The sequence below is a fragment of the Kitasatospora sp. NPDC091207 genome, from assembly GCF_044768625.1.
Lineage (GTDB): Bacteria > Actinomycetota > Actinomycetes > Streptomycetales > Streptomycetaceae > Kitasatospora.
This window is the reverse complement of sequence record NZ_JBIVVS010000002.1, coordinates 550,639-577,607: the sequence shown is the minus strand read 5'-3', so window position 1 is coordinate 577,607 and position 26,969 is coordinate 550,639. Positions and strand designations below refer to the sequence as shown.

25 protein-coding genes are annotated in these 26,969 nt (G+C 72.5%); 12 read left to right on the top strand and 13 right to left on the bottom strand.

Features of this window, described 5'->3' with window-relative positions:
- The first annotated feature begins 145 nt into the window (after nt 1-145).
- Both ACIQTO_RS07220 and ACIQTO_RS07215 read left to right on the top strand, forming a co-directional pair.
- The gene (locus ACIQTO_RS07220; RefSeq protein ID WP_402384016.1) at nt 146-802 is read left to right on the top strand and encodes a Mu transposase C-terminal domain-containing protein; all 657 of its coding nucleotides are present in this window, start codon (nt 146-148) and stop codon (nt 800-802) included.
- Nucleotides 799-1,818, top strand: a complete 1,020-nt coding sequence (locus ACIQTO_RS07215) for a TniB family NTP-binding protein (protein ID WP_402384013.1) — start codon at nt 799-801, stop codon at nt 1,816-1,818. Before ACIQTO_RS07220 ends, ACIQTO_RS07215 begins: the two co-directional genes overlap by 4 nt.
- Nucleotides 1,819-2,884: 1,066 nt before the next feature.
- Here the strand turns inward: ACIQTO_RS07215 and ACIQTO_RS07210 are convergent.
- Together ACIQTO_RS07210 and ACIQTO_RS07205 are read right to left on the bottom strand one after the other, a co-directional pair.
- The gene (locus ACIQTO_RS07210) at nt 2,885-3,568 is read right to left on the bottom strand and encodes a hypothetical protein (RefSeq protein WP_402384011.1); all 684 of its coding nucleotides are present in this window, start codon (nt 3,566-3,568) and stop codon (nt 2,885-2,887) included.
- An 84-nt stretch (nt 3,569-3,652) separates the two neighbouring features.
- Entirely contained in the window at nt 3,653-4,129 is a 477-nt protein-coding gene (locus tag ACIQTO_RS07205) for a DUF4265 domain-containing protein (protein ID WP_402384009.1), read from the bottom strand.
- A gap of 268 nt (nt 4,130-4,397) precedes the next feature.
- On the opposite strand from ACIQTO_RS07205, the gene ACIQTO_RS07200 reads away from it, so the two are divergent.
- On the top strand, nt 4,398-5,069 hold the full coding sequence (locus ACIQTO_RS07200; RefSeq protein ID WP_402384007.1) for a PadR family transcriptional regulator: 672 nt from the start codon (nt 4,398-4,400) through the stop codon (nt 5,067-5,069).
- A gap of 34 nt (nt 5,070-5,103) precedes the next feature.
- Here ACIQTO_RS07200 and ACIQTO_RS07195 read toward each other — a convergent pair whose 3' ends face one another.
- Together ACIQTO_RS07195 and ACIQTO_RS07190 are read right to left on the bottom strand one after the other, a co-directional pair.
- Complete coding sequence (locus tag ACIQTO_RS07195; protein ID WP_402384004.1) at nt 5,104-5,304, bottom strand: hypothetical protein; 201 nt, start codon at nt 5,302-5,304, stop codon at nt 5,104-5,106.
- A gap of 26 nt (nt 5,305-5,330) precedes the next feature.
- A complete protein-coding gene (locus ACIQTO_RS07190) occupies nt 5,331-5,561 on the bottom strand; it encodes a hypothetical protein (RefSeq protein ID WP_402384002.1) in 231 nt (76 codons plus the stop codon).
- A gap of 492 nt (nt 5,562-6,053) precedes the next feature.
- On the opposite strand from ACIQTO_RS07190, the gene ACIQTO_RS07185 reads away from it, so the two are divergent.
- Nucleotides 6,054-6,755: a bifunctional DNA primase/polymerase gene (locus ACIQTO_RS07185; protein ID WP_402383999.1), complete on the top strand. Its 702-nt coding sequence runs from the start codon at nt 6,054-6,056 to the stop codon at nt 6,753-6,755.
- Nucleotides 6,756-6,824: 69 nt separating this feature from the next.
- On the opposite strand, the gene map is transcribed toward ACIQTO_RS07185, so the two are convergent.
- On the bottom strand, nt 6,825-7,670 hold the full coding sequence (map, locus tag ACIQTO_RS07180; protein ID WP_402383997.1) for a type I methionyl aminopeptidase: 846 nt from the start codon (nt 7,668-7,670) through the stop codon (nt 6,825-6,827).
- Nucleotides 7,671-7,775: 105 nt separating this feature from the next.
- Between map and ACIQTO_RS07175 the strand changes: the two genes are divergently transcribed.
- Nucleotides 7,776-8,009 (top strand): hypothetical protein, encoded by a 234-nt coding sequence (locus tag ACIQTO_RS07175; protein WP_402383994.1) that lies wholly within the window; start codon nt 7,776-7,778, stop codon nt 8,007-8,009.
- 65 nt (nt 8,010-8,074) lie between these two features.
- On the opposite strand, the gene ACIQTO_RS07170 is transcribed toward ACIQTO_RS07175, so the two are convergent.
- From ACIQTO_RS07170 to ACIQTO_RS07160, 3 genes are all read right to left on the bottom strand, one after another.
- Nucleotides 8,075-8,743 carry a GNAT family N-acetyltransferase gene (locus ACIQTO_RS07170; protein ID WP_402383992.1) on the bottom strand — a complete coding sequence of 223 codons (669 nt, stop codon included), beginning with the start codon at nt 8,741-8,743 and terminating at the stop codon, nt 8,075-8,077.
- A gap of 100 nt (nt 8,744-8,843) precedes the next feature.
- Nucleotides 8,844-10,175 carry an MFS transporter gene (locus tag ACIQTO_RS07165; protein WP_402383989.1) on the bottom strand — a complete coding sequence of 444 codons (1,332 nt, stop codon included), beginning with the start codon at nt 10,173-10,175 and terminating at the stop codon, nt 8,844-8,846.
- Between the two features lie 149 nt (nt 10,176-10,324).
- A complete protein-coding gene (locus tag ACIQTO_RS07160; protein WP_402383987.1) occupies nt 10,325-10,924 on the bottom strand; it encodes a hypothetical protein in 600 nt (199 codons plus the stop codon).
- A 47-nt stretch (nt 10,925-10,971) separates the two neighbouring features.
- Between ACIQTO_RS07160 and npdG the strand changes: the two genes are divergently transcribed.
- Together npdG and ACIQTO_RS07150 are read left to right on the top strand one after the other, a co-directional pair.
- Nucleotides 10,972-11,664, top strand: a complete 693-nt coding sequence (npdG, locus tag ACIQTO_RS07155; RefSeq protein ID WP_402383984.1) for an NADPH-dependent F420 reductase — start codon at nt 10,972-10,974, stop codon at nt 11,662-11,664.
- Nucleotides 11,665-11,823: 159 nt separating this feature from the next.
- The gene (locus ACIQTO_RS07150) at nt 11,824-12,018 is read left to right on the top strand and encodes a hypothetical protein (protein WP_380576783.1); all 195 of its coding nucleotides are present in this window, start codon (nt 11,824-11,826) and stop codon (nt 12,016-12,018) included.
- Nucleotides 12,019-12,031: 13 nt separating this feature from the next.
- Here the strand turns inward: ACIQTO_RS07150 and ACIQTO_RS07145 are convergent, their stop codons facing one another.
- Entirely contained in the window at nt 12,032-12,847 is an 816-nt protein-coding gene (locus ACIQTO_RS07145) for a site-2 protease family protein (RefSeq protein WP_402383981.1), read from the bottom strand.
- 179 nt (nt 12,848-13,026) lie between these two features.
- Between ACIQTO_RS07145 and ACIQTO_RS07140 the strand changes: the two genes are divergently transcribed.
- Nucleotides 13,027-16,464: an AfsR/SARP family transcriptional regulator gene (locus ACIQTO_RS07140; RefSeq protein WP_402383978.1), complete on the top strand. Its 3,438-nt coding sequence runs from the start codon at nt 13,027-13,029 to the stop codon at nt 16,462-16,464.
- A gap of 48 nt (nt 16,465-16,512) precedes the next feature.
- On the opposite strand, the gene ACIQTO_RS07135 is transcribed toward ACIQTO_RS07140, so the two are convergent.
- The 3 genes from ACIQTO_RS07135 to panB form a co-directional block, all read right to left on the bottom strand.
- The gene (locus tag ACIQTO_RS07135; RefSeq protein ID WP_402383976.1) at nt 16,513-17,325 is read right to left on the bottom strand and encodes an ABC transporter permease; all 813 of its coding nucleotides are present in this window, start codon (nt 17,323-17,325) and stop codon (nt 16,513-16,515) included.
- Nucleotides 17,322-18,344, bottom strand: coding sequence for an ATP-binding cassette domain-containing protein (locus ACIQTO_RS07130; protein ID WP_402383973.1), 1,023 nt, complete (start codon nt 18,342-18,344; stop codon nt 17,322-17,324). Before ACIQTO_RS07130 ends, ACIQTO_RS07135 begins: the two co-directional genes overlap by 4 nt.
- A gap of 179 nt (nt 18,345-18,523) precedes the next feature.
- Nucleotides 18,524-19,393 (bottom strand): 3-methyl-2-oxobutanoate hydroxymethyltransferase, encoded by an 870-nt coding sequence (panB, locus tag ACIQTO_RS07125; protein WP_402383970.1) that lies wholly within the window; start codon nt 19,391-19,393, stop codon nt 18,524-18,526.
- A gap of 363 nt (nt 19,394-19,756) precedes the next feature.
- Between panB and ACIQTO_RS07120 the strand changes: the two genes are divergently transcribed.
- The 3 genes from ACIQTO_RS07120 to ACIQTO_RS07110 all read left to right on the top strand — a co-directional run bounded on the left by ACIQTO_RS07120 (nt 19,757) and on the right by ACIQTO_RS07110 (nt 23,586).
- On the top strand, nt 19,757-21,418 hold the full coding sequence (locus ACIQTO_RS07120) for an MFS transporter (RefSeq protein ID WP_402383968.1): 1,662 nt from the start codon (nt 19,757-19,759) through the stop codon (nt 21,416-21,418).
- 182 nt (nt 21,419-21,600) lie between these two features.
- Nucleotides 21,601-22,242 carry a TetR/AcrR family transcriptional regulator gene (locus ACIQTO_RS07115; RefSeq protein ID WP_402383966.1) on the top strand — a complete coding sequence of 214 codons (642 nt, stop codon included), beginning with the start codon at nt 21,601-21,603 and terminating at the stop codon, nt 22,240-22,242.
- Nucleotides 22,243-22,446: 204 nt separating this feature from the next.
- Nucleotides 22,447-23,586 (top strand): endonuclease/exonuclease/phosphatase family protein, encoded by a 1,140-nt coding sequence (locus ACIQTO_RS07110; protein WP_402383965.1) that lies wholly within the window; start codon nt 22,447-22,449, stop codon nt 23,584-23,586.
- A gap of 53 nt (nt 23,587-23,639) precedes the next feature.
- Here ACIQTO_RS07110 and ACIQTO_RS07105 read toward each other — a convergent pair whose 3' ends face one another.
- Nucleotides 23,640-25,394 (bottom strand): NAD+ synthase, encoded by a 1,755-nt coding sequence (locus ACIQTO_RS07105; protein ID WP_402383962.1) that lies wholly within the window; start codon nt 25,392-25,394, stop codon nt 23,640-23,642.
- A gap of 151 nt (nt 25,395-25,545) precedes the next feature.
- Here ACIQTO_RS07105 and ACIQTO_RS07100 point away from each other — a divergent pair, with 151 nt between their 5' ends.
- Nucleotides 25,546-26,907: a glutamine synthetase family protein gene (locus tag ACIQTO_RS07100; protein ID WP_380576773.1), complete on the top strand. Its 1,362-nt coding sequence runs from the start codon at nt 25,546-25,548 to the stop codon at nt 26,905-26,907.
- Nucleotides 26,908-26,969: the final 62 nt, after the last annotated feature.

Genomic DNA, 26,969 nt, shown 5'->3' with positions numbered 1-26,969 from the left:
TCCCGGTCCCGGTCGGTAAACGAGCCCGCGACGTCCATGTCACAGGCCCAGACGGACATCACGGGCAGCACAACTCACGGTCGGTAAAGCGCACTGGCAGAACCGCCCGCACGAGGGCCTACGCGATCCCGACCACCCGGGGCGGTTGTTCACGCCGAATCAGAAGTACGCCGCCCTGGTCGAGTCCTGCGGCTACGTTCCAGTCGCGCTGAGCGGCTTGGACTACGTTGAGCTGCTGCCTGCGGCCTGGCGGGCCGTCAATTCCTACGGCGTCCGGATCAACAACCGCACCTACGACAGTCCTGAGCTGGGTCCGATGCGCCTGCGCGATTCCGGCGTCACTGCGAAGCGCGGGCTTTGGGAAGTCCACCGCGACCCCTACGACGCCTCCCGGGTCTGGGTCCGCGACCACCGCGGGGACGGCGGGTGGGTCCAGGCGACCTGGAAGTACTTGAACCGGGCACCAGTTCCCTTCGGAGACCTGGCCTGGGACCACGTCAGCCACCAACTGCCCAGGGCCACCGAGGAGGAGCTTGCCCAGGCCGTCACCGACCTGCTGACCCGCGCCCACGCCGGCCCCGACCGGCCCGCTGCGAGCAAGAAGGACCGGAGGCCGGGGGCGGCCAAGGCCGAGCGGCGGGTCGCCGCCCGGACAAAGGCCGCCCCGCCCACCGTCCCCTCCCCAGCACTGGAGGTGCCGCAGCAGCACGGACCCGAAGGGTCCGAAGACGACGGCGAACTCGCCGAGGTGATCCCACTGGGACTGTTCAACCCGCTCGAAGACCCCTGGAGACGCTCGTGACCGCGCTGCCCATCGACGATTCCGGAGAGGACTTCGGGCGGCAGCTGACCAGCCTGCCGGGCTGGCGCGCATTCGTCGAAGCGTCCCTGAACAAACCCATGGTCGCGCTGACGAAGGCCGAGTACACCGCGCTGGACACAGCAGACCAGGACGCCTACGACGACGACCGGCTCGACCACCATGCCCGGCTCCAGGTGGTCGCAACCTCCACGGTCCGCTCCACCGTGACCTGCGGACGGCGCCTGGTCATCCTCAACCGCGGGGCGGTCAGCGCCCGCCGGGGCCTGATCGTCTCCGGGCCAGCCAACACCGGCAAGACGATCGCCCTGACCCAGCTCGGCCTGGCCCACGAGCTGCATGACCGCCGTCGCCACCCCGAACAGGACAGCCGAATACCGGTCGTCTACATCACCGTCCCGCCCGCCGCGACGCCTCGCATGATCGCCGCCGAGTTCTCCCGCTTCCTGGGCCTGCCAGTGCTGAGACGTGCGAACATCACCGACCTCACCGAGGCCGTCGTCGGCGTCTGTACCAAGGCCCGGACCGGCCTGATCCTGGTTGACGAGATCCACAACATATCCCTGACCACACGTCACGGGGCCGATGTCTCGGACACATTGAAGTACTTCTCCGAACGCATCCCAGCCACATTCGCCTACGCGGGCATCGACATCGAGGGTGGCGACCTGCTGTCGGGCACCCGAGGAGACCAGATCGCCGCCCGCTTCACCTCCACGGCCACCCATGCCTTCCCCTACAACGCCGAATGGAAGGCGCTGGTCGCGCAGATGGAGGCCAACCTCGTGCTGCACGAGTACCAGAAGGGCACCCTGACCCGCCTGGACCGCTTCCTCCATACCCGCACCGGCGGCATGATCGGCACCTTGTCCCACCAGATCCGCGGGGCTGCGGTCGACGCCATCCTCACCGGCACCGAGAAGATCACCAAGGCGGGCCTGCTGGCCGTCGACCTGGACATCGCCTCCCGCCGCAAGCGCCGGGACACAGAACAGTGACCAGGCCGACTTCCGAGGTGCCCATCCGTCAGCTGCCGTTCCAAGTCCGCCCGCGAAGCGGCGAGGGCGGCCGCACGTTCATCACCCGCCTGGCCGAGGCGAACCACCTGAAGCCCGGCTACCTGCGCGCATTCCTGACAGACCCCCCACAACGCAGAGGGACGCCGTCCTGGGAGCGCCTCGCCGCTGTCACCGGGCGCGACCCGGTCCAGCTCCGGCGAATCCTGGAGACGACGCAATGCTCCGAGTGCGGGGCACCGATGACCCCGATGTCCAGCTTCGGCGTCAAACCCAGGACCTGCTCGACGAACTGCCGCCAGCGCAGCCGCCTCACCAACTCGCATTACCGGCGGACGACGCCCTGCCACGTCTGCGGCAAGCCCATGGACTACCGGATCGGGCAGCGACGATACCTGTGCTCCAGCGATTGTCGACGCTTCGCGTTCGAGTGCCGCCGCCGCGGTCAGCCGCTGCCACGTAGAAGCGAGAGCGATGCGGACGGTGAAGACCCACCGGCGGAGATCTGCCCCGGCTGCGGCGAATATCTGCCGCAGCCGAGAAAACGGCGAGCCTGCTCAAGACGCTGCACTCGGAGAACCCGCCGCTGGATCCGAACCCCGATGCCCCCACCGACCTCCTGCACCCAGTGCGGCGGCCTGGCGTTCGCCCTCGCGGACGGCCGCCCTCGAACCCTGTGCTCGGACAAGTGCCGGCACCAGGCCGAAGAGGCCGAACGCGAAAGAGCCATCGCTGAAGCCCTCGCCGAAGGAACACAGACCTGCAGAGGCTGCGGCGATCGCTACAAGCCCCGGCGGCTCAACCCATGGTGCTCGGAAGCATGTCTTAACACGCACATCGATCAGTGCCGCAACGACCCGAAGGAATGTCCAGTTTGCGGGACGTCGATAGCTAGTCGCCCTCGCAGCGTGGGCGGCAGGACTCGCCAGTGGTGCTCGCCCAACTGCTGCCATCAAGCCTTTCGTTGGCGGGCAGAGTTCCGCGATCGATCGCTTCTCCCACTGCTGCCACTGTCCCGCCAGGCACGCCAAACCCTGAACCGGAATCGCTACAGCGGCGCCTCGTTGACGCCGCCCTTGACGCCTCCCCGCAGGCCCCACTCATCCAAGCCGGAGTAGATCCTCGCAGTGCGGCCCTGCGGAAAGGAGACAGCCTCGGCCTCCCCTGAATAGATCGCTACCAATGAGTCAGCCCCTCGCCACCAGGTGTCGGCCACGCCCATCACTTCGTGCACTGGCTCATACCCATCCAGCACGATGCCGTCCACATCGTCGCCGTTGACCATGACGATCTTCTTTGCCCACATGGACGCGTGATGAGCCAGGGCGAGCGATTCCACCCAGCCCTCGACGGTGGCATGGAGGGGCGCCCACTGACCTGCGTGAATGCCGAATTCACCGGACGGCCCGATCATGAACGAGAAAGGGACCGCGGTCCGCTGCATCCCGGCTTCAAACCACCACCCTTCGGAGGGCGAGCCCTCCGGCGAGTCCGCTTCGAGGTACCTGGGTCCGCCGTCGTACTTGGGTGCGGGCGGCAGGACCAAGCCGCCCCATCGCTCTTGGTATGCCGCCATCCGGTCGATGACCGCCGCAGGGATGTCTCGCTCAAGCCACCACTGTCTGTGCTCCTCGACCGACTGGACGTCGACCCTGACGCCGTGCGCGCGGACGAACGATCGGGCTCGTTGAGTCAGGCCGTCAGGGACATCGTTGAAGAGGTTGAGATTCACCAGGGTGACGCTACCCAGTAGTTGGAGGGGCGGCGGGTTCGGGCCGCTCTCGGCAAGAGCAACTGCGTCAGCGGATGCACTGGGTCAGGCGTTCCACCATTCGTCAGTGCCGCAGCCGACCTCGTAGTGCCACCAGCCCTCGTCTTGTCCTTGACTCAGCAATGCCTTGATCCCGGCGAAGTCCGCGTCGGCTGGGACGTTGAAGGCCACCATGGGGAAGTCCGCGCTCATGACCTCACCGCCAAGGTGGAAGACAGCCAGGCGTTGATGCACCGCCTGGGGGCTGCGGCCCAGCGGCCCCGAGGGGACGGGCACGACGCGAACCGTGCAGTTGCCGGCTGAACTGACCCGCCCGACAGCCCAGTGCAGCCCATCTGAGTCGGTCTGGAACTGCACGACGTCCCCCTCGGCCACACCGTCCTGCAGGAACGGGACGTTCTCGATCACGGCCGTGTCAGCACTGAGTCTTGTCGCCCACAGGCCCTCGATGTCCTGAGGGAACCAGCCCTCGCGAGGGACGAACCGGAACCAGACCTTGACCTTCTCGACCGCGTTCTCCACGGCGCCAATCATGCTCGGACCGCCGACGGCATCTTGCACCGGGGTTGAGCTGGGCGGTCAAGCCTCGTTGAGACAGATCGGCAGGCCGTCAACCTTCGCTGAGACGGGCGAGTGACGATCCAGCTTCGATGAGACGCAGCCAATCTTCGCTGAGACAGGTCACGGGCCGGGCCGTCGGAAACGATTGACGAGCGACAGTCACCGATATATCGTCGAACTATTGAGACAGTGACGGAAGCACTGTCCGAGTCATCAGGAGGTGAGCGCGATGCGCTCCGGAACGCGATTCGGTGAGGGGGGCCCGCGCGGCGGTCGGCGTCGTGGACGGGGCCCGGAGTCCGGGGAGTTCCCCGGTGAGGGGTTCGAGAGCCGCGGGGCCTTCGGGCCGCCGTTCGGAGGCCCCGGGCGGCCGGGCGGTGGGCCGTTCGGCGGACCGTTCGGCCACGGCTTCGGCGGGCACGGCGGTCGCGGGCACGGTCCGCGCGGCCGGCGCGGCGGGCGGGCCCGGCGCGGGGACGTGCGGGCCTCGCTGCTCGCGCTGCTCAAGGAACGGCCGATGCACGGCTACGAGATGATCGCGGAGATCACCGAGCGGACGGGCGGGGCCTGGCGGCCGAGCCCGGGGTCGGTCTACCCCAACCTCCAACTGCTGGAGGAGGAGGGTCTGATCACCGCCGAGGAGGTGGGCGGCAAGCGACTGGTCTCGCTCACCGAGGCGGGCCGGGCCGAGGCCGAGGCCGGGCCTGCGGAGCCGTGGGCGGAGGCCGGCCGCGAGGTCGACTGGGAGGCCGTCCAGGAGGTCGGCCAGGCGCTCGGCGCGGTCGACCAGGCGATCCGGCAGGTGATGGCGACGGGGACGGAGGCGCAGCGCGCCAAGGGCCTCGCGGTGCTCAACGAGGCCCGCAAGAAGCTCTACCTGATCCTCGCCGAGGATGCCTGACCGCGGGGCCGGGCGTGACCGGCGGTGCCGCCGCTCAGCCGCGGACGGCGAACAGGCCCACGCAGGCGAGCAGCAGCACCGTCCAGCCGAACCAGAGCCAGCCGTTCGGGCCGAGCGCCGCGCTGTAGAGGCTGACCACGACCAGCAGTCCAGCGGTGACCGCCGCGACCTGCCGGTTGTGCTGCGTGACCGCCCGCGGCCTGTTCCCGGGGCGGTGCCGTACGGTCTTCGCCATGGCCGTCCTCCCGAGGGGAGCGGCCGTCACCCGGAGGTGCGGGCGGTGGCCGTCTCGTCGTACTCGTAGCGCCAGAACCAGCGGGTGCCCCGCTGCTGCTTGGCCCGGACGTACACCAGTGTGCGCGCGGGGGACTCCCCGTGCGCGGGGACCGGCACCTTGTAGGTCTTGGGCACGCCGTACATCGGCCCCAACGGGATCGGGAGGATCCGGCCGTCCAGGGGGCCGCCGACGAATTCGGTGTCCGCGCTCTTCACCCCACCAGGGTCTCACCTCGCCGTGGTCGTTCGACGGCCGACCGGGCGCCGACCAGCGGTCGGAGGTCGCGAGGGGCGTGCGCGGGGGTGTCGAAGGGCGTGCGCGGAGCCGGCGCGGGGGAGGGGCTGTGAGGGTCGGGTGCCGGGAGTGTGACCGGAGAGGCACCGCCCCCGGTCATCCGGAGGGCCCGCGCACCCTTATCCTTCCTGTTACGCCCCTGGGGTTCACCCGGGTCAGCGGGCCCCGTACGGGCCGGGTGCGGCACACAGCGGTGTGCCCGCCGGGCCGCCGAGCCGCAGTTCCTGTACTGCCGCGACTCCGTGCCGTGGCCCGCGCGTCGGCCGTCCGGCAACCCCGGCTCCGGTCGGCGGGGCGCGGACAGCAGGGCCGAGCACCGTCCCGGGAAGCAGCGGGGGGCGCTGTGCGTTGCGTCGGAGTGGTACGTCGAATGCTGTGTCACACCAGGCACGGCAGTGCGCGGAAGGGGCCCGATGGAAGCCGGCAGCAGGTGGACGACCTGGTGGCAGAAGCGTGATCGTGAGCGGGCCAGGTCGGCCGATGCGGACAGTCCCGCCGCCCGACTGGATCAGCTGCTCGGCGCCGTGCGCGCCGGTTTCCCGCTCGCACCCGCCGCCCATCCGGCCGGTTACCGCTGTTCCTGTGACCGGGTCGCCTGTCCGGCCCCCGCGCAGCACCCGGTCTCCTTCGCCTGGCAGACCCAGGCGACCGTCGACCCGGAGCAGGTCGCCCGCTGGCTGTCCCGGGATCCCCGGGCCAACTTCATCACCGCCACCGGCCGCGCCCACGACGTCCTGGACGTACCGGCCGAGGCCGGCCGGCTGGCGCTCGACCGCCTGGCCGCGCTGGGCGTCGAGGGCCCGGTGGCCGCCGTCGGCGAGGACCGCTACCTCTTCTTCACCGCCACCAGGGGTACCCCGGTGGACGAGGACGAGTGGTGGCCCAGCGCGCTGGACTCCACGCCGGACACCATGTCCGAGCACCCCGGCCTGCGCTGGCACTGCCGCGGCTCGTACACCCTGCTGCCCCCGGCCGCGCTGCCGGACGGCTCGCAGGTGCGCTGGCTCCGCGGGCCCGAGCAGGCCCTGCCGGATCCGCTGCGCGTCCTGGACGTGCTCACCGACGCCTGCACCGAGGTGGGCGCGGTCGCCGAGGAGCAGTGGCTGATCGGTTAGGACCCGTCCTCGAACCCCCGCGCACGGGAGTCCGAGAAGGCGCCCCGAGGCGTCCGCCGGGGGAGCGGGCTACGGCAGGGTCAGGATCTCCGCGCCGTCGGCGGTGACGACCAGCGTGTGCTCGAACTGGGCGGTGCGCTTGCCGTCCTTGGTGACGACCGTCCAGCCGTCGGCCCAGATCTCGTAGTCGTAGGTGCCCAGGGTCAGCATCGGCTCGATGGTGAAGGTCATCCCCGGCTTGATCACCTCGGTGGCCCGCTCGCTGTCGTAGTGCGGGATGATCAGGCCGGAGTGGAACGACGTGTTGATGCCGTGCCCGGTGAAGTCCCGCACCACGCCGTAGTCGAAGCGCTTCGCGTAGGACTCGATCACCCGGCCGATCACATTGATCTGCCGGCCCGGCTTGACCGCCTTGATCGCCCGGTTGAGCGACTCCCGGGTGCGCTCGACCAGCAGCCGGGACTCCTCGTTCACGTCGCCGCAGAGGTAGGTGGCGTTGAGGTCGCCGTGCACCCCGTGGATGTACGCGGTGGCGTCGATGTTGACGATGTCGCCGTCCCGCAGCACGGTCGAGTCCGGGATGCCGTGGCAGATCACCTCGTTGACCGAGGTGCAGATCGACTTGGGGAAGCCCCGGTAGCCCAGGTCGGACGGGTAGGCGCCGTGGTCGCACATGTAGGCGTGGGCGACGGCGTCCAGCGCGTCGGTGGTGACGCCCGGCGCGATCAGCTTGGCGGCCTCCTCCATCGCCCGGGCGGCGATCCGGCTCGCGATCCGCATCTTCTCGATGGTCTCGGCGGTCTGCACCTCGGGCCCGGTGTACGGCGTCGGCGCGGGCCGCCCGACGTACTCGGGGCGCGCGATGTGCGCCGGGACCTTGCGGGTGGGGGACTGGATGCCGGGTACGAGAGCCATGGTCGCGAGTCTATCCGCCGGCCCCCGGCCGCCCGGGGGGTGTGCGGGGCGGGCGGTCGCGGGGAATGATCAGTACGACAGGTTCGTCGAACGGGAGTGACCGCCATGCCCTTGGGATTCCACCGCAAGCCGACCGGACTGCCGGGCGAGTGGTTCTACTGCATCAAGCACGCCAAGGTGGAGGAGGGGCCGGAGTGCCCCGCCAAGGACCGCCTCGGCCCGTACGCCACCCGTGAGGAGGCGGCCCACGCGCTGGACACCGCGGAGGAGCGCAACCGCGAGTGGAAGAAGGACGACGAGCGCTGGAACGACCGGCCGGCGGAGGGCGGCGGGAGCTGACCCCCGGTCCGGCGCCAGGGCCCGCCGGCCGTGGCGGGCCCTGGGCCGTCGTCGGTGGCGCGGTGTCAGCCGCCCTGCGGGCCCACGTACTTGGCGCTGGTCAGCGGTGCGAGCACCCGCCAGCCGAGCGTGGTGTACAGCGCGTGCCCGTCGGGCGTCCCGGCCAGGACGCCGGTCTGGGCACCCTGGTCGTACGCCGCGCCCGCCAGGGTCCGCACGACCAGGGAGCCGAGGCCCTTGCGACGGTGCTCGGCGGCGGTCTCGATCTGGTCGGCGACGGCGGTCGCGCCGGTGGCGGCGATCTGGCCGCGGGCTGCCAGTGCGCCGTCCTCCGCGGTGACCAGGGCGCGGACGACGCCGCCGCGGGACCAGGTGCGCAGGCGGTAGCCCGCGGGGGCGGTGAGCCCGTGGGCGGGGGCGAGCGGGACGGTCATCAGGAAGGCCGGCTCGTCGTCGACCCACCAGTGCGGCCCGAGCCAGGGGGCGACGACCGCCGGCTCCGCGAAGACCTTGAGCCACACCCCCGGGGCGCGGACCGCGCCGGCGACCTTGCGGACGTCGGCCTCCCGGACGGCGTCGCCCGTGGCGTCCAGGACGTGCCTGGTCACCTGGCCGGTGATGCCGACGTCGACGGTGTACCCCCAGGGCTCCACGACCGGCGGCGCCGCCGACCGCGACACGACCCACCCGTCCACCCAGCTCCGTACGACGTTCTCCGTCGTGGTCTCCAGCATGGCCACCCCTTCGCTCGCCGCACGCCGACGAAGGCCAGGGTAATAGGCTCAGTCGTGCTGTGTCACTTACTTTCTCGTGAGGCGGCGCCGGGCCGGCCGGTCAGGCCACCGCCCGGGCCCGCTCCGCCTCGGCCTTCGCGTGCTCGGCGCGCACCGCCGCCGCGTGCGGGTCGGTGCGGTCGTCGTACGAGAGCAGGCTGGGCAGGGCGGTGGCCAGGGCCACCACCCCGACCACGCACGCCACGCCGCCCGCCCAGACCGAGGCCCGGACGCCGACGAGGCCGGCCATCCCGCCAGCCCGGACCTGGCCGAGCTGCGGGCCGACCGAGTAGCTGAGCAGCTCGACACCGGCCATCCGGCCGCGCACCTCGTCCGGGATGGACTGGTTCCACATGGTCGAGCGGGCGATCCCGCTGATCTGGTCGGCGCCGCCGGCCAGGGCCAGGCAGAGCAGGACCGGCCAGACGTTGCCGCAGAGCCCGGCCAGGGCCATCGCCGCGCCCCAGCCGAGCGCGGCCACCACCAGCAGCCGGCCGTGCCGGTGGACCCGGGAGGTCCAGCCGCTGGTGGCCGAGACCGCCAGCGCGCCGACCGCGGAGGCCGCGTACATCGGGCCGAGCGCCCAGTCGGCGCCCAGCTCCGAGGCCAGGAAGGGGAAGATCGCCACTGGGAAGGCGAACAGCATCGCGCAGGTGTCGATGGCGTAGGTGCCCAGCAGGTCCTTGCGGCTCCAGGCGTAGCGGACCCCGGTCAGCACGGCCCGGACGGACGGCTTCTCGGCGCCGGTGGGCGGCGGCACCGCGCGGATCCGGGCGAGCAGCAGCAGCGAGGCGCCGAAGGTGAGCACATCCAGCGCGTACGCGGTCTGCACCCCGGCGAAGGCCACGATGATCCCGGCCAGCGCCGGGCCGGCCACCGAACCGGCGTTGCGGTAGAGGGAGTTGAGGGCGAAGGCGGCGGTCAGCTGGTCGTGCGGGACGATCCGCGGGGTCAGCGAGTCCAGCGCCGGGCGCTGCAGACCGTCGGTGGCGGCGACCAGGGCGGCCACCAGGTAGACCGGCCAGAGCACCGGCGTCGGCAGCAGCGCGTTGAGCAGCAGCAGGCCGGTCAGCACGCCGAGCCCGGCCTCCGAGAACAGCACCAGCTTGCGGCGGTCCAGCGCGTCGGCGAGGGCGCCGCCCCAGAGGCCGAAGACGATCAGCGGTACCAGCTCGAAGGCGCCGACCAGCCCGACCGCGAAGGAGGAACCGGTGAGGTCCTTGATCTGCATCGGCACGGCGACGTACGTCAGGTAGCTGCCGAGGCTGGTCACGCAGCCCGAGAGCCAGAGCAGCCGGAAGTCCCGGGAGGAGTGCCAGGGGGCCAGGTCGGGGCGCAGCGAGCTCAGCAGCGTGCGCAGTCGTCCGTTCGGAGGTGGTTCGGCTTCGGTCACGAACGACCATCCTCGGCGGCCGCCGCGCCGGGCCGCAACGGATTTTCGCCCGTGCCGGCGCCTGCCGCCCGCGTGCCGCCTGCCGCCCGCGTCGCCCGCCTGCCGCCCGCGTCGCCCGCGTGCCGCCCGTGCCGCCCGCCGGGTCCCGGCTACCAGCGGCTGAGCCCCGGCCCCTCGGTCAGCCGCCCGGCGAGCGCCGCCAGCCGGTCGAGCGGGCCGCGCCGGCCCGGCGCCTGCCCGGCAGCGGCGCTGACCAGGTGCTGCGCGAGGTCGAACGGCTCCTCCTCGGCGGTGCCGACCGCCAGCCGCTCGTGCGCGAGACCCGCCAGCCCGTCCGGCTCGGCGGGGCCGTCCAGGGCGAGCACCGTCGCCCCGCCGTGCCGGGCGTCGTGGACCCGTTCGAGCAGCGGCGCCCCGGCCGCCGTCGGCGCCACCACCAGCACGGTCGTCCCGCGCCCGGCCTCGGTCAGCCGCCGCAGGCCGTGCGCCAGGTGGGCCGGTGCCCGCGCGGGCACCCGGTGGCGCAGCAGGGTCGGCGCCAACCGGGGGACGTCGGACCAGGCCGCCTCGTCGTCCAGGTGGGCGGCCAGGTGCCAGGGCTCGTACCCCTCGGTGCCGACCAGCAGCAGGTCGCCGGCCCCGCGTCGGGAGACCGCGCGCCGCAGGGAGCCGGCGAAGCCGCCGACCGCCTCCAGCCAGCCCGTGCCGGTCAGCTGTTTCCGGAGTGCCGAAACTCTCACCGCGTCCATACGCCACAGAATGTCGCGGGGGGCCGGGTGTTTGGCAGGATCTGCCCATGACTTCCCTCGATTCAGCGACAAACCCGGCCCACGAGCTGCCGGACGTCTCGCAGCTGGTGGTCGGTGTCCTCGGTGGCACCGGCGACCAGGGGCGGGGGCTCGCCCACCGGCTCGCCAAGGCCGGCCAGCAGGTGATCATCGGCTCGCGCGACGCGGCCCGCGCCGAGGCCTCGGCGGCCGAACTCGGCCTCGGCGTGCGCGGCGCCGACAACGCGACCACCGCGCGCGAGAGCGACATCGTGATCGTCGCGGTGCCCTGGGACGGGCACGCCGCCACCCTCTCCGCCCTCCGCGAGGAGCTGGCCGGCAAGATCGTGGTGGACTGCGTCAACCCGCTCGGCTTCGACAAGCAGGGCGCGTACGCGCTGGTACCGGAGGAGGGCAGCGCCGCCCAGCAGGCCGCCGGGCTGCTGCCGGACTCCCGGGTCACCGCCGCCTTCCACCACCTCTCGGCGGTGCTGCTCCAGGACGAGTCGGTCGAGCGGATCGACACCGACGTGATGGTGCTCGGCGACGAGCGCGCCGCCACCGACATCGTCCAGGCGCTGGCCGCCCGGATCCCGGGGATGCGGGGCATCTTCGCGGGCCGGCTGCGCAACGCGCACCAGGTGGAGTCGCTGGTGGCCAACCTGATCTCGGTCAACCGCCGCTACAAGGCGCACGCGGGCCTGCGGATCACCGACGTCTGAACCGACGCCCGAAGCGACATCCGGCCGGGCGTCCGAACCGACGTCCGGCCGGCCGCCCGAACCGGCGGCGGGCGCGCCGACCTCACCCCCGGCCCGGGCCGGGGGTGAGGTCGGCGAGAATGGGGGCCGACCGTCACCCGGCCTTAGGAGCCCCCCGCCATGCCCCGCACGTCCCTCTTCGCCTCGATCGTCGTTGTCCTCGCCCTGGCCGCCGCCGTGGTCTCCGTGGTGCGGGGCAACTGGGTGGGCCTGGTCTGGATCCCGCTGGCCGGCGTGGCGAGCAACGTCCTCTGGCTGAACCTGCGCCGCGAGAAGCTGGCGAAGGCCGCCGCCGAGCGGGCCGAGGCCTCCTGACCGGCCGGTTCCGCTAGTTCTTCCAGAAGCTGAAGAGGTCGCGGCCGACCTGGGCGTACGCCCGGTCGACGCCGAGCAGGTCCATCACGCCGTAGACGGCCTCGAAGAAGTAGTGGTTCACCTCGGGCTGCCAGAGCAGCGCGAAGACCGCCAGCATCCCGTACGGGGCGAACGGCTCGACCGCCCGGCGGGCCTTGTGGGACAGCCAGGGCTCGATGATCCCGTAGCCGTCCAGGCCCGGCACCGGCAGCAGGTTCAGCAGCGTCGCGCTGAGCTGCAGCATGCCGAGGAAGCCCAGCGCCAGGGCCAGCGGCGCCACGCTCAGCTCGTAGCCGTTCCAGACCGCGTGCACCTCGCTGCCGTCCAGCCAGCCGGCGCCGACCGGGACCAGGAGCAGCACCGCGGCGAGCAGGTTCACCAGCGGGCCGGCCGCCGAGATCAGGCTGTGCTTGAGCCGCCCGTTGATCCGGTGCCGTTCGATCCAGACCGCGCCGCCGGGCAGGCCGATGCCGCCGAGCAGCACGAAGACGATCGGCAGGACGAAGCTCAGCAGGGCGTTGGTGTACTTGAGCGGGTTGAGCGTGAGGTAGCCCTTGGCCCCGATGGTGATGTCGCCGCCGTGCAGCGCGGTCCGGGCGTGGGCGTACTCGTGCAGGCAGAGCGAGACCATCCAGCCCGCCACCACGAACAGGAAGATCCCGAACCGGGCGTTGCCGTAGCCCGCGTAGACCGCCCAGCCGGAGGTCACGAGGGTCGCCAGCATGGCCCAGAACACCGGGCTGATCCGTCGGTCCTCGCTGCGCGAGCGCTGCGTTGCGGCGAAGGTCATGGCGTGGTTGCTCCGGAGGGTCTGGGGTGCGGGCAGGGGACCGATCATGCCCGGCGGGCCCGTTGCCGGACAAGCCGTCCCCGGTGAACGTACGGCGCCCGGGTTCCGGTTCCGGCCTCCCGGGCCCGGCCGCGGAAACCGGGTACGTCACACCACCGGCCATCGACCAGAATGGGCGGGTGCACTACGGCATCCTCGGTACCACCACCGCCCACCACGACGACGGCACGCCGGTCGCGCTGGGCGGTGCCCGGCTGCGGGCACTGCTCGCCGCGCTGGTCCTGCGGCAGGGGCGGCCGGTGCCCGCCGACCTCCTGGTGGACGAGGTGTGGGACACCGAACCACCGCAGGACTCCTCCGCCGCGCTGCAGACCCTGGTCGGCCGGCTGCGCCGCACCATCGGCCGGGACCGGGTCGGCTCCGGCCCGGCCGGCTACTGGCTGACCGAGCCGCGGACGGACCTCGGCGACTTCCAGCGGTTGGCGGGCGAGGGCCGCCGGGCACTGGAGGAGGCCGACCACGCGCTGGCCGCCGAGCGGCTGCGCGCCGCCCTGGCGCTCTGGCGCGGACCGGCCCTGGCCGACCTGCCCGACCCCGGCGGCCCCGCCACCCGGCTGGAGGCCCAGCGGGACGAGGCCCGCCGGCACCGGATCACCGCCGACCTCGGCCTCGGCCGGGCCGCCGAGCTCACCGCCGAGCTCGCCGAACTCTGCGAACGGCAGCCGCTGGACGAGTCCCTGCAGTACCTGATGGTCCGGGCGCTGCACGAGAGCGGGCGCACCGCCGAGGCACTGCGCCACTACGAGCGGACCAGACGCGCCCTGGCGGACGAGCTCGGCGCGGATCCGGGCCGCCGGCTCCAGGACCTCCACGCCGAGCTGCTGGCCCCGGTCGGGGCGCCCCGGCCGCCCGGGCCGCCGCCGGTCCGCGATCAGGCACCCGTCCGCGATCAGGCCCCGGCCCGGGACCAGGCAAGGGCGGGTGAACAGGTCCCGACCCCTGAGCAGGCCCCGGCGCGGGCGCCCCAGCCGCCCCGCGGCGCGGGCAACCTGCGCGGCCGGCTCACCAGCTTCGTCGGCCGGGAGGACGACCTCGGCGCGCTGCGCGCCGCACTGACCGGCAGCCGGCTGGTCACCCTGACCGGCCCCGGCGGCTCCGGCAAGACCAGGCTCTCGGTCGAGGCCGGCCGCGCCGAACAGGGCGCGGGCCGCTGGCCGGACGGGGTGTGGCTGGCCGAACTCGCCCCGCTGGAGAGCCCGCTGGCCGTGCCGGCCGCAGTGGTCTCCGCGCTCGGTCTGCGCGAGACCGTGCTGCACACCGGCGGCATGGTCGTCGAGGCGCTGGAGAACCGCGCCGACGACCCGGTCCGCCGGCTGGTCGAGTACTGCGGACACCGCCGGATGCTGCTCGTCCTGGACAACTGCGAGCACCTGGTCCAGGCCGCCGCCGACCTCACCGACCAGTTGCTCGCCGAGTGTCCCGGCCTCACCGTCCTCGCCACCAGCCGCGAGCCGCTCGGCGTTCCCGGCGAGAGCGTGCTGCCGGTCGAGCCGCTGCCCGACCCGGTGGCGCTGCGCCTGCTCGCGGAGCGCGCCGCCGCGGCCCGGCCCGGATTCGACCCGCAGAGCGATCCGGCCGCCTGCGCGGAGATCTGCCGCCGGCTGGACGGCCTGCCGCTCGCCATCGAACTGGCTGCCGCCCGGCTGCGGGTGATGACGGCCCGCCAGATCGCCGACCGCCTGGACGGCCGGTTCGCGCTGCTCACCGCCGGCAGCCGGACCCTGCTGCCGCGCCAGCAGACCCTGCGGGCGGTGGTCGACTGGAGCTGGGACCTGCTCGGCACCCAGGAGCGGGCGGTGCTGCGCCGGCTCTCGGTCTTCGCCGGCGGCTGGCGGTTGGAGGACGCCGAGGCGGTCTGCGCCGACGAGGCCGAGGTGCCCCGCGAGGAGGTCGCGGACGTCCTGCTCTCCCTGGTCGACAAGTCGCTGCTGGTGGCCGACCTGGGCGGCGAGGGCCTGCCGCGCTACCGGATGCTGGAGACCATCCACGAGTACGCCGTCGAGCGGCTGGCCGAGGCGGCCGAGCGCGGCGAGACCGGGCGCCGGCACGTCGAGCACTTCCGCGAGCTGGTCCGCACCGCCGAGCTGCACCTGCACGGCCCGGAGCAACTGGCCTGGCTGGCGGTGCTGGAACGCGAGCAGGACAACATCCGGGCGGCGCTGCGGCGGGCGGTGGACCGCGGCGACGAGCACGAGGCGCTGGTCCTGGTGCTCGGGATGAGCTGGTACTGGTCGCTGCGCGGCTTCGGGCTGGAGGCCCGGGAGTGGTACGAGGCGGTGGGCGCGATCGGCCCGGACCCGTTCGGTCCGGACTCCCTGCCGGTGGTGCCGCTGAGCCGGCCGGTGCTGGAGTACGGCATGCCGCTGCCGCCCGAGGTGGCGGCGGAGGCCCGCCGTGAGCTGGTGATGTACCGGCTGGTCGGGCTCTTCGAGGGCAATCTGGAGGTGCTGGCGGACCGCGAGGCGCTCGGGCTCTCCCAGCAGCTGCTGGCGGTCTACACCCCGGACCTCCCGCAGGCCTACCGGTTCCCGGGCCTGATGCGGGTGTTCGGGGCCTTCCTGGCCGGCCGGCTGGAGCTGCTGACCGACCTGCTGGACGACGCGGTGCGGGGCTGCCGCCGGCACGGCAGCGACAACGACCTGGCGTTCGTCCTGCAGATCCGGGCCAAGATGATGAACGACTGGCCCGGTGGGATGGAGCAGTCCCTCCTGGACGGCGAGGAGTCCCTGGAGCTGTTCCGGCGCTCCGGCGACCGCTGGGGGATGTCCCAGGCCTACGCGGCCCGCGGCGAGTCGATGGCCAACCAGGGCCGGGCCGAGGAGGCCGTCGCCGCGTACCGGCAGGCGATCGAGCTGGCCGAGCTGCTGGGTGCCCCGCAGGAGGTGCCGATGCTGCGGGTGCAGCTCGGCAGCGCGATGCTCGGCCGTGACCTCGCCGAGGGCGAGCGGCACATCCGGGACGCCCTGGCCGGGATCGAGCCGGGCGAGAGCCAGGCCTCCACCGGCGCGCTGCTCTTCGGGCGTCTGATGCTCTGCGGCATCCACGCCCAGCGCGGGGAGTACGAGGAGGCGCTGCGCCAGCTGGACGAACTGAGCGCCACCAGGGTGGGCCCCTTCGCCCCCGGTCTGGTCGGCGGGATGCTGACGGTCACCCGGGGCTGGATCGTCGCCCGCTCCGGGGATCCGGACGCCGGCATGGACCTGCTGCACGAGGGCCGGCGGCGGCTGCGTGACGTACCGGAGTCGGCGAGCGGTTTCGTGGAGCAGATGTCGGTGATGCTGGTGCCGCCGGCGATCGGTGTGCTGCGCGCCTTCGCCGAACGCGACGACGACCTGGAGGCGGCCCGCCGGGCGGCCGTCCTGCTCGGCGCGCACGCCGGTCTGAACGGGCCGAAGGGCGGCTATCTGGACCGGATGGAGACCGAGCGGGCCGAGACGAGTCTGCGCGGCCTGCTCGGCGATACCGGTTTCGCCGCCGCCCAGGAGGAGGGCGCCGGCCTGTCGATCACCCAGGCGAGCGCCCTGCTCGACCTGCTGACCGACTGGCCGGCCGGCTGACCCCCCGTCCCAGGGGTCGGCCGGCCGGCCGGATCAGGGGGCGGACCGTCAGGTCCGCTTGCGGAAGCGGGCCACCGCGAGCGGCGCGAAGACCGCGGTGATGCCGATCGACCAGCCGAGCACGATGAGCACCGGGTGGGCCACCGCGCCCTCACCGTTGAGCAGCGCCCGGCAGGCGTCGGCGAGTGCCGAGAGCGGGTTCACCTTGGTGAAGGACTGCAGCCAGCCCGGCATGGTGTCGGTCGGCGCGAAGATCGAGCTGCCGAACTGCATGGGCATCAGGACGAGCATGGAGACCCCCTGGACGGCCTGGGCGCTCTTCATCGCCATGCCGAGCAGCATCGAGATCCAGACGATCGACATGCCGAAGACCAGCGAGAGGCCGACCGCGGCCAGCACCTCCAGCGGCCCGGTCCTCACCTCGAAGCCGAGGATCAGCGCGAAGCCGATCAGGATGGTGAAGGAGACCAGGGACCGGCAGATCTCCGCGGCGATCTTGGAGAGCAGGACGGCGGAGCGGCCGATCGGCAGGGTGCGGAAGCGGTCCATCACCCCGGTCTGGAAGTCGCTGTTCAGCCCGGTGCCGACGGCCATCGCCAGGGTCAGGCCGGTCTGCCCGAGCAGGCCCGGGATCATGTACTGCTTGTAGGCGTCCTGGCCGCCGGAGATCGCGCCGCCGAAGACGTAGACGAAGAGCACGGTGAAGATGATCGGCATCAGCACCGCGTCGAACATCGACTCCGGGTCCGCCTTGATCCGCATCAGGTTGCGGCGGGTCAGCGCCCCGATGTGGCGGAAGGTGCCGGCGACGCCGATCCGGGTGTCCTCCACCCGGGTGGGGGCGAGCGTTGCGGTGGTCATGCGACGGGCTCCTTGGCGAGGCTCGGGGCGGGGGACGCGGCGGTCGCGGGCTTGCCGGTGATGGTGAGGAAGACCTCGTCCAGGCTGGGTACCCGGGTGTCGATCCCGGCGATGGCGAAGCCGCGGGTCCCGAGCACCCCGACCACGGCGGTCAGTTGCGCCTCGTCGGTGATCGGTATCGAGAGCAGGCCGGCGTCGGTGGAGACGGTGGCCTCGGCGATACCGGTCTCGTGCAGGCAGCGGGCCATCTCGGGCAGCTCGGCCGGGCGCGCCGGGCGGACCTGCAGCGTCCGGCCGCCGACCTGGGCCTTGAGTTCGGCCACTCCGCCGGAGGCGATCACCCGGCCGCGGTCGATCACGGTCAGCTCGTTCGCGAGCTGCTCGGCCTCCTCCATGTACTGGGTGGTGAGCAGCACCGTGGTGCCCTCGCCGACCATCCGCTGCACCTCGTCCCAGACCTCGTTGCGGGTGCGCGGGTCCAGGCCGGTGGTGGGCTCGTCCAAGTAGAGGACCCGGGGCCGGCCGATCATGCTGGCGGCCAGGTCGAGGCGGCGGCGCATGCCGCCGGAGTAGGTCTTGGCGACGCGCTTGGCGGCCTCGGTGAGCGAGAAGCGCTCCAGCAGCTCGGTGGCGCGGGCCTTGGCGTCCTTGCGGGAGAGGTCCAGCAGCCGGCCGATCAGGTAGAGGTTCTCGTAGCCGGAGAGCATCTCGTCGACGGAGGCGTACTGGCCGGTCAGGCCGATGGTGCGGCGCAGCTGCTTGGGCTGGCGCAGGACGTCGTAGCCGCCGACGAAGGCGGTGCCGGCGTCCGGCTTGATCAGGGTGGAGAGGACCCGGACGAGCGTGGTCTTGCCGGCTCCGTTGGGGCCGAGCACCCCGAGGACGGTGCCCTCGCGGACGGTGAGGTCGACACCGTCGAGTGCCTTGGTCGCGCCGTAGTGCTTGACGATGCCGCGGACCTCGACGGCGTTCCCCGCGGCGGGCCCCCGGTCGTTCGGGGCGGTGGCGATTCGTGTCATGCCCCCAGGCTGACCGACCGGGCTGTCGGCCCGCTGTCACCGGGGGAGCGGCCCGGTGCGTCGCTGTCATCGCGCTGTCGCGCCGCTGTCGCGGGCGTCCCGGGCACCCGGCCCGGACGCCGGCGGGTACGGGTACGGCCAGGGCCCCGCTCGCGGGGAGCGGGGCCCTGGCCGGCCGGTCAGTGGAAGGTGTGCTCCGGGGCCGGGAAGGCGCCGGACTGCACGTCCGCGGCGAACTCGCGGGCGGCCTCGCCGAGGACGGCCCGCAGGTTGGCGTACTGCCTGACGAACTTCGGCACCCGGCCCGCCGTCATCCCGGCCATGTCCGTCCAGACCAGCACCTGGGCGTCGGTGTCCACGCCCGCGCCGATGCCGACGGTGGGGATCGACAGCTGCTCGGTGACCTGGGCGGCCAGCTCGGCGGGGACCGCCTCCAGGACGACCGAGAAGGCGCCGGCCTGCTGGACGGCCTTGGCGTCGCGCAGCAGCTGGTGCGCCGCCTCGTCGCCGCGGCCCTGGACGGGGTAGCCGCCGAAGGCGTGCACGGACTGCGGGGTGAGGCCGACGTGCGCCATCACCGGGATGCCGGCCTCGACCAGCAGTTCGATCGAACGGGCGCTGCGCTCGCCGCCCTCCAGCTTGACCGCACCGACCCCGGCCTCCTTCATCAGCCGGGCGGCGTTGTGCATCGCCTGCGCGGGGGACTCCTGGTAGGAGCCGAAGGGCAGGTCGGCGACGATCATCGCCCGCTCGGTGCCGCGGACCACGGCGGCGGAGAGCATCACCATCTGATCCATGGTCACCGGCACGGTGGTCTCGTAGCCGAGGTGGCAGTTGCCCGCCGAGTCGCCGACCAGCAGGACGGGGGTGCCCGCCTCGTCGAAGACGCCCGCGGTGAGGGCGTCGTAGGCGGTGAGCATCGACCACTTCTCGCCGCGCTGCTTGGCGGCGGCGAGATCGCGTACGGTGACGCGGCGGTTGGTGACCCCACCGTAGAGGGTGGCGGTCGACGCCTGGTTCTGGGCAGGCGAAGGCGAAGAAGCGTTCATCGAACAGGCTCCTGAAGGGTTGTCGTCTCGTGGCGCCGTGCGGCGTCCCCGGATCACCTCCATGCTTGCACGCCCCGGCCCGGGCGCAAAGAGGCGTGCCACGGCCGCGCTGCGATCTGCGGCACACCGGCGGGCCGCGGCGCCCCGACGAGTGCCGGGTGCCCCGGCGGGCCGCGGCGACCCGGACCCGGTGGCGACCCGGACCCGGTGGCGCCCCGGACCCGGTGGTGACCCTTTGCCCGAACTTTACGAAACGGATTCGTCTCGTATCGAAAGTCGCGCTACGCTGACCCGGGGGTTACGAGACGCTCACGACTCGGAATTGCCCGCCAGTGACACGCCACCACGGACGGGAAAGCCGCAATGACCACCGCAGCCGCGCCACCTCGCGTGCCGGAAGCCATCCACCGCCGACGCTGGGCGATCCTGTGCACCCTGGTGCTCGCCCTGCTCGTCGTCGTTCTCGACAACTCGATCCTGAACGTCGCGATGAAGACCATCGCGTCCCCGGCGCCCACCGGGCTCGGCGCCAGCCAGAGCGACCTGGAATGGTCGATCAACTCGTACACCCTGGTCTTCGCCGGACTGCTGTTCACGGCGGGCCTGCTCGGTGACCGGTTCGGCCGCAAGCGCGCCCTGCTGGCCGGCATGCTGGTCTTCGGGATAGCCTCGCTGCTCTCCTCGCTGGCCGCCTCGCCGGGTGAACTCATCGGCTACCGCGCGCTGATGGGGGTCGGCGGCGCGCTGGCGATGCCGGCCACGCTCGCCATCATCATGAACGTCTTCGAGCGTGCCGAGCAGCCCAAGGCGATCGGCATCTGGGCCGGCGCGGTCGGCCTGGCCATCGCGATCGGCCCGATCACCGGCGGCCTGCTGATCGAGCACTTCTGGTGGGGCTCGGTCTTCCTGATCAACGTCCCGATCGTGGTGGTCGCCCTGATCGCCATGGTGCTGCTGGTGCCGGAGTCCAAGGACCCGAACCCGGGCCGGCTCGACCCGATCGGTGTGCTGCTCTCGATCATCGGCCTGGTCGCGCTGATCTTCGGCATCATCAAGGGCGGCGAGCTGGCCGACTTCACCTCCCCCGAGGCCTGGGTGCCGGTGCTGGTCGGCGTGGTCGCGCTGGTCGCCTTCGTCTGGTTCGAGCGCCGCACCGCGTACCCGGCGCTGGACGTCACGTGGTTCCGCAACAAGGTGTTCAGCGCCTCCGTGGTCGTCGTCGGCGTGGTGTTCTTCGCCCTGATGGGCGTCTCCTTCTTCGGCGTCTTCTACATCCAGAGCGTGCGCGGCTACAGCGCCCTGCAGGCCGGTGTGCTGATGCTGCCGCTCGCCGTCGCCCAGCTGCTGTTCGCACCGCGGGCCCGGTTGGTGGTGGACCGCTTCGGTGTCCGCGCCACCTGCGCCGGCGGCATGGCGCTGATCGCGATCGGCTTCCTCGGCTACCTGCTGCTGGACGTCGACACGCCGATCTGGGTGCTGGTGGTCCTCGGCCTGCTGATGGGCAGCGGCATGGCGCACGTGATGCCGCCGGTCACCGTCGCCATCATGGGCTCGCTGCCGCGCGAGAAGGCCGGCGCCGGCTCGGCGATCAACAACACCTTCCGTCAGGTCGGCGGCTCGCTCGGAGTCGCCGTGCTCGGCGCGGTGCTCTCCACCGTCTACCGCGACGGCATGGCCGAGCAGCTGGACAAGCTGCCGACCGAGGCGCTGCGGGAGAAGGCGGGCGAGTCCCTGGAGGCCACCCTGGCGGTCGCCGGCAAGCTCGGCCCGCAGGGTGCCGGGCTGATCGGTCCGGCCAACGCCTCGTTCATCGACGCGATGCACGTGGTGGCCGGCCTCTCGGCCGGCGTCACCGCGATCGGCGCGCTGCTGGCCTGGTTCCTGCTCCCCGGCCGGGCGGCCGCCGGCGGCCCCGGCGGTGCCCCGGGCGGCCCGACCGCCGCCCGGGAGGAGCGCCCGGTGGACACCGCGAAGCCGTCCGGGCTCACCGAGCCGGCCCGCAGCACCGAGGCCGCGGGCGCCTGACCTGCGCTCGCGCGGCACGGCCGACGGCGGTGCTGAGCGACAATGGGGCCCTGCCCGGCCGGACGAGTCCGGACGGGCAGGGCCACCGTTCGTGCCGCGGCTTCCACCGGGCCCGCCCACGGACGACAATCGGAGAGGGAACGGCGCCGCGCGCCCGCGAACATCCAGGGAGAGAAGCGGGGATGAAGACGGACACCACGGCCGCGTCGACCTGCACCGGCCCGCGTCGGGGCCGCCCGCGCAGCGAGGCGGCCGAGCAGGCCATCTTCGCCGCGGTCGAGGAGCTCATGGCGGGCGGCACCACGCTGCCCGAGCTGACCATCGAGGGCATCGCCACCGCCGCCGGTGTCGGCAAGGCGACCATCTACCGGCGCTGGCCCAACAAGGAGGCCCTGCTGATCGACATGGTCAGCCGGCTGGAGGCCCCCGTCCCGGAGACCACCGGCGGCACCGTCCGGGACGACCTGATCGCGATGGTCGAGTACATGCGCATCCGCGGCCTGGCCAAGCGCTCCCGCTGGGTGCTGCGGGCCGCGCTCGGCCAGATGCACAGCTGGCCCGAGCTGCACGCCGCCTACCGGGAGCGGGTGATCCTGCCGCGCCGGATGATGGCCCGCGAGGTGGTCCGCCGGGGTGTCGCCGCGGGCGAACTCCGCTCCGACCTCGACGAGGAACTGCTCGCCGACCTGCTGCTCGGCCCGATCCTGGCCCGCACCGTCCTCTGGGAGGACTCCGACCTGGACGACCCGGGGCTGCCGGTCCGGATGGTCGACGCCCTGCTCCAGGGGCTCGGTGGTCCGCTCTGGCGTCCGGCCCGGGCCTGAGCGGCCACCCGTCCGTCCGGCCGCGGCGTGGCCTGGCTCACCAAACCGGGCCACGCCGGAACCCGCTCCACCGGGCCCGCGTCTGTCCCGGCATAGGCTGAGCCGGGAATCCGATCAAACCGGCACCAGTCCGGCACCGTGCCCGCTCTCCGGCGGCGTCGCGCGTCGGACCGGCAGACGGCACGAACGAACGGGAGCCACAGGATGGCGCAGGCGGACTGGACGGACCGGGCGGCACCGGAGGCGGGGGGCGGCGCACCGGCCACCGCCGGGGGTACCGGCACCGGCCCGGACGGCTCCGCCGGCCTCGGCCGCCCGGACGGCGCGGGCCGCTCCGGCGGTCCGGGCGGGTCCGGTGGCCCGGGGGCCGGCTTCCTGGGGCTGCGCGGCTGGGGCCGGGACGCCCGGGGCGCCACCACCTGGCGGCGCGGCCTGCTGCTCGCCGTCCTCGCCCTGCTCACCGCCGCCCTGCTGGCCTTCCACGCCGAGGTGCCCAACACCGTCGGCAACCTCGGCAGCCTGCTGGAGACCTTCCTGCCCTGGCTCGGCCTGACCGTCCCGGTCCTGCTGGTGGCCGCGCTGCTGCGCCGCTCCGCCACCGCGCTGATCGCGCTGCTGCTGCCGGTGGTGATCTGGTTCAACATGTTCGGCGGGCTGCTCAGCGACAAGAGCGGCGGCACCGGCGACTGGACGGTGGTCAGCCACAACGTGGCCGCCCTCAACGCCGACCCGGAGTCCACGGTGAAGCTGCTGAAGGACTCGGGCGCCCAGATCGTCGCGCTCCAGGAGCTGGCCGGACGGCCGCTGCGGGTGATCGAGTCCGGGCTGGCCGACAGCTACCCGTACCACACGGTGGAGGGCACGGTCGGGCTCTGGTCCAAGTACCCGATCAGCGGCGTCTCGGTGGTGGGCATCAAGATGGGCTGGACCAGGGCCTTCCGCGCCCAGGTCACCACCCCGCAGGGCCCGGTCGCGGTGTACGTCGCGCACCTGCCGTCCGTCCGGCTGAAGGCCGAGGGCGGTTTCACCGTCGACCAGCGGGACGCCAGCGCCCAGGCGCTCGGTGACGCGATCCAGGCCGAGCCGTTGAAGAAGGTGCTGCTGCTCGGCGACCTCAACGGCACCATGAACGACCGGAGCCTGGCGCCGATCACCTCGCAGATGCGCTCGGCCCAGGGTGCGGCCGGCGACGGCTTCGGCTTCAGCTGGCCGGCCTCATTCCCGATGGCCCGGATCGACCAGATCATGAGCAAGGGCGGCCTCAAGCCCACCGACTCCCGCACCCTGGAGCGGGACGGCAGCGACCACCTCGCGATCGCCGCCGGCTACCGCTACCAGGGGTGACCGGCCCCGGTGCCACTGGTGGGTGATCGGCAGCCGGTGCCACCGGTGGGTGATCAGCCCCGGTGCCACCGGTTGGTGATCGGCAGCCGGCGGTCCCGCCCGAAGCCCTTGGCGGAGATCTTCGGGCCCGGCGGGTACTGCCGGCGCTTGTACTCGGCGGTGTCGACCAGCCGGACGACCCGGTCGACCAGCGCGGGGTCGAAGCCGGCCGCCACGATCGCGTCCCGGCCCTGGTCGCCCTCGACGTACCGGCTCAGCACGGTGTCCAGCAGGTCGTAGTCGGGCAGCGAGTCGGTGTCCACCTGGTCCGGCCGCAGCTCGGCGGACGGCGGCTTGTCGATGGTGTGCTCCGGGATCGGCGCCGGCTCGCCGCGCCGCCCGGCCTCCTCGTTGCGCCAGCGGGCTAGCCGGAAGATCAGCGACTTGTAGACGTCCTTGACCGGCCCGAACGCGCCGACCGAGTCGCCGTACAGCGTGGAGTAGCCGACCGCCAGCTCGCTCTTGTTGCCCGGCGCGAGCACGAGGTGCCCCTCCTGGTTGGAGATCGCCATCAGCAGCGTGCCGCGCAGTCGGGACTGCAGGTTCTCCTCGGCCAGGCCGGTCAGCTCGGTGGCCGCCAGATAGGCGTCGAACATCGGGGCGATCGACACCGTCCGGAAGCGCAGCCCGGTCCGGCGGGCCAGCTCGGCGGCGTCGTCCCGGGAGTGCTGCGAGGAGTACCGGCTCGGCATCGAGACGCAGTGCACGTTCTCCGCGCCGACCGCGTCCACCGCGATGGCCGCCACCAGCGCGGAGTCGATGCCGCCGGAGAGGCCGATCAGCACCGAGCGGAAGCCGTTCTTGTGCACGTACGCGGCGGTGCCGGCGACCAGCGCGGCCCAGATCTCGGCCTCGTCCGAGATCCTGGGCGCCACCGCTGCCCGGAGCGGCACGGCCGGCGCGGGCAGCGGCTCGCCACCCAGCTCGCGGCGGACCAGGTGCAGGCCGTCGGCCAGCAGCAGCCCGTCGGTGTGGTCGCTGCTGGCGGCCGGCAGGTCGAGGTCCAGGACGAGCAGGTGCTCCTCGAACTGCGGCGAGCGGCCCAGCACCTCGCCGTCCGCGCCGACCACGATCGAGTCGCCGTCGAAGACCAGCTCGTCCTGGCCGCCGACCATGTTGACGTAGGCCAGCGGGCAGCCCGCCTCGGCCGCGCGCCGCCGGACCAGCTCCAGCCGGACGTCGTCCTTGTTCCGCTCGTACGGCGAGCCGTTGACCACCAGCAACAGGCCCGCGCCGGCCTCCCGGGCGGCGCTCACCCGGCCGCCGTCCTGCCAGATGTCCTCGCAGATCGCGAGCGCCACGTCCACCCCGTGCAGCCGCAGCACCGGCAACTGGTCGCCGGGGACGAACCAGCGGTACTCGTCGAACACCCCGTAGTTGGGCAGGTGGTGCTTGGCGAACCGGGTGACCACCTCGCCGCGGTGCAGCACCGCGGCGCAGTTCTGCGGCGACCCGGCCGGCCGGCCGAACCGCGGCGAGGCCCGGTCGGAACGGCCGAGGTAGCCGACCACGACCGGTACCCCGCCCAGCCCCTCCGCGGCCAGCCGCGCGGCCAGCGCGACCAGCGCGGACCGGGACGCCTCGACGAACGAACCGCGCAGCGCGAGGTCCTCCACCGGGTACCCGGTCAGGGCCATCTCGGGGAAGGCGATCAGCTGGGCTCCGGCCCCGACGGCCTGCGCCGTCCGGCGCACCACCTCGTCCGCGTTGCGGGCGAGGTCACCGACCCAGGGGTCTGTCTGGCACAGGGCGAGACGCAGATTGGGCATGCCACGAGTCTAATCGTCGATCTGACGCGATGTCGCGTCCAGGGGGTTGCCACTGCCCTCGGGGGCCGCGATCCGCCATGATGGGGACAGTCGCTTTGGGGTGGTTTCCGGGCGTAACACGAACGTAAAGAGCAGAGGTGAGACTGTCCCCATGGGCAAGCAGCAGGAGTTCGTGCTCCGGACGCTCGAAGAGCGTGACATCCGTTTCGTCCGGCTGTGGTTCACCGACGTGCTCGGGTTCCTGAAGTCGGTCGCGGTGGCACCGGCGGAGCTGGAGCAGGCCTTCGAGGAGGGCATCGGCTTCGACGGGTCGGCGATCGAGGGTTTCGCCCGCGTCTACGAGTCGGACATGATCGCCAAGCCGGACCCGACCACCTTCCAGATCCTGCCGTGGCGTTCGGAGACGCCCGGGACGGCCCGGATGTTCTGCGACATCCTGATGCCGGACGGCTCGCCGTCCTTCGCCGACCCGCGGTTCGTGCTGAAGCGCACCCTGGAGCGGGCCTCCGAGCTCGGGTTCACCTTCTACACCCACCCCGAGATCGAGTTCTTCCTGCTGAAGAACCTGCCCGGCGACGGCACCGCGCCGATCCCGGCCGACCAGTCCGGCTACTTCGACCACACCCCGCGCGGGGTGGGCCACGACTTCCGCCGGCAGGCGATCACCATGCTGGAGTCGATGGGGATCTCGGTCGAGTTCTCCCACCACGAGGGCGCCCCCGGCCAGCAGGAGATCGACCTGCGCTACGCCGACGCGCTGTCCACCGCCGACAACATCATGACCTTCCGCCTGGTCATGAAGGAGGTCGCGCTGGAGCAGGGCGTGCACGCCAGCTTCATGCCGAAGCCGTTCTCCGACCACCCGGGCTCCGGGATGCACACCCACCTCTCGCTCTTCGAGGGCGACCGCAACGCCTTCCACGAGTCCGGCGCGGAGTACCAGCTCTCCAAGGTCGGCCGCTCCTTCATCGCGGGCCTGCTGAAGTACGCCGCCGAGACGGCCGCCGTCACCAACCAGTGGGTGAACTCCTACAAGCGGATCTGGGGCGGCTCGCAGCGCACCGCCGGCGCCGGCGGGGAGGCGCCCTCGTACATCTGCTGGGGCCACAACAACCGCTCGGCCCTGATCCGCGTCCCGATGTACAAGCCCGGCAAGCAGGGCTCCACCCGGATCGAGGTCCGCTCGCTGGACACCGGCTGCAACCCCTACCTCGCCTACGCCGTCACCCTCGCGGCCGGTCTCAAGGGCATCGAGGAGGGCCTCGAACTCCCGCCCGGCGCGGACGACGACGTCTGGGCGCTCACCGACGCGGAGCGCCGCGCCCTCGGCATCCAGCCGATGCCGCAGAACCTCGGCGAGGCGATCGACCTGATGCAGCGCAGCGAGCTGGTCGCCGAGACCCTCGGCGAGCACGTGTTCGACTTCTTCCTGCGCAACAAGCGCCAGGAGTGGGAGGAGTACCGCTCCGAGGTCACCCCGTTCGAGCTGCGGAAGAACCTCCAGGTGCTCTGACGCCTGACGTCACGTCAAGGACCTTCGGGCCCGCCGTCGTTCGAATGGATGACGGCGGGCCC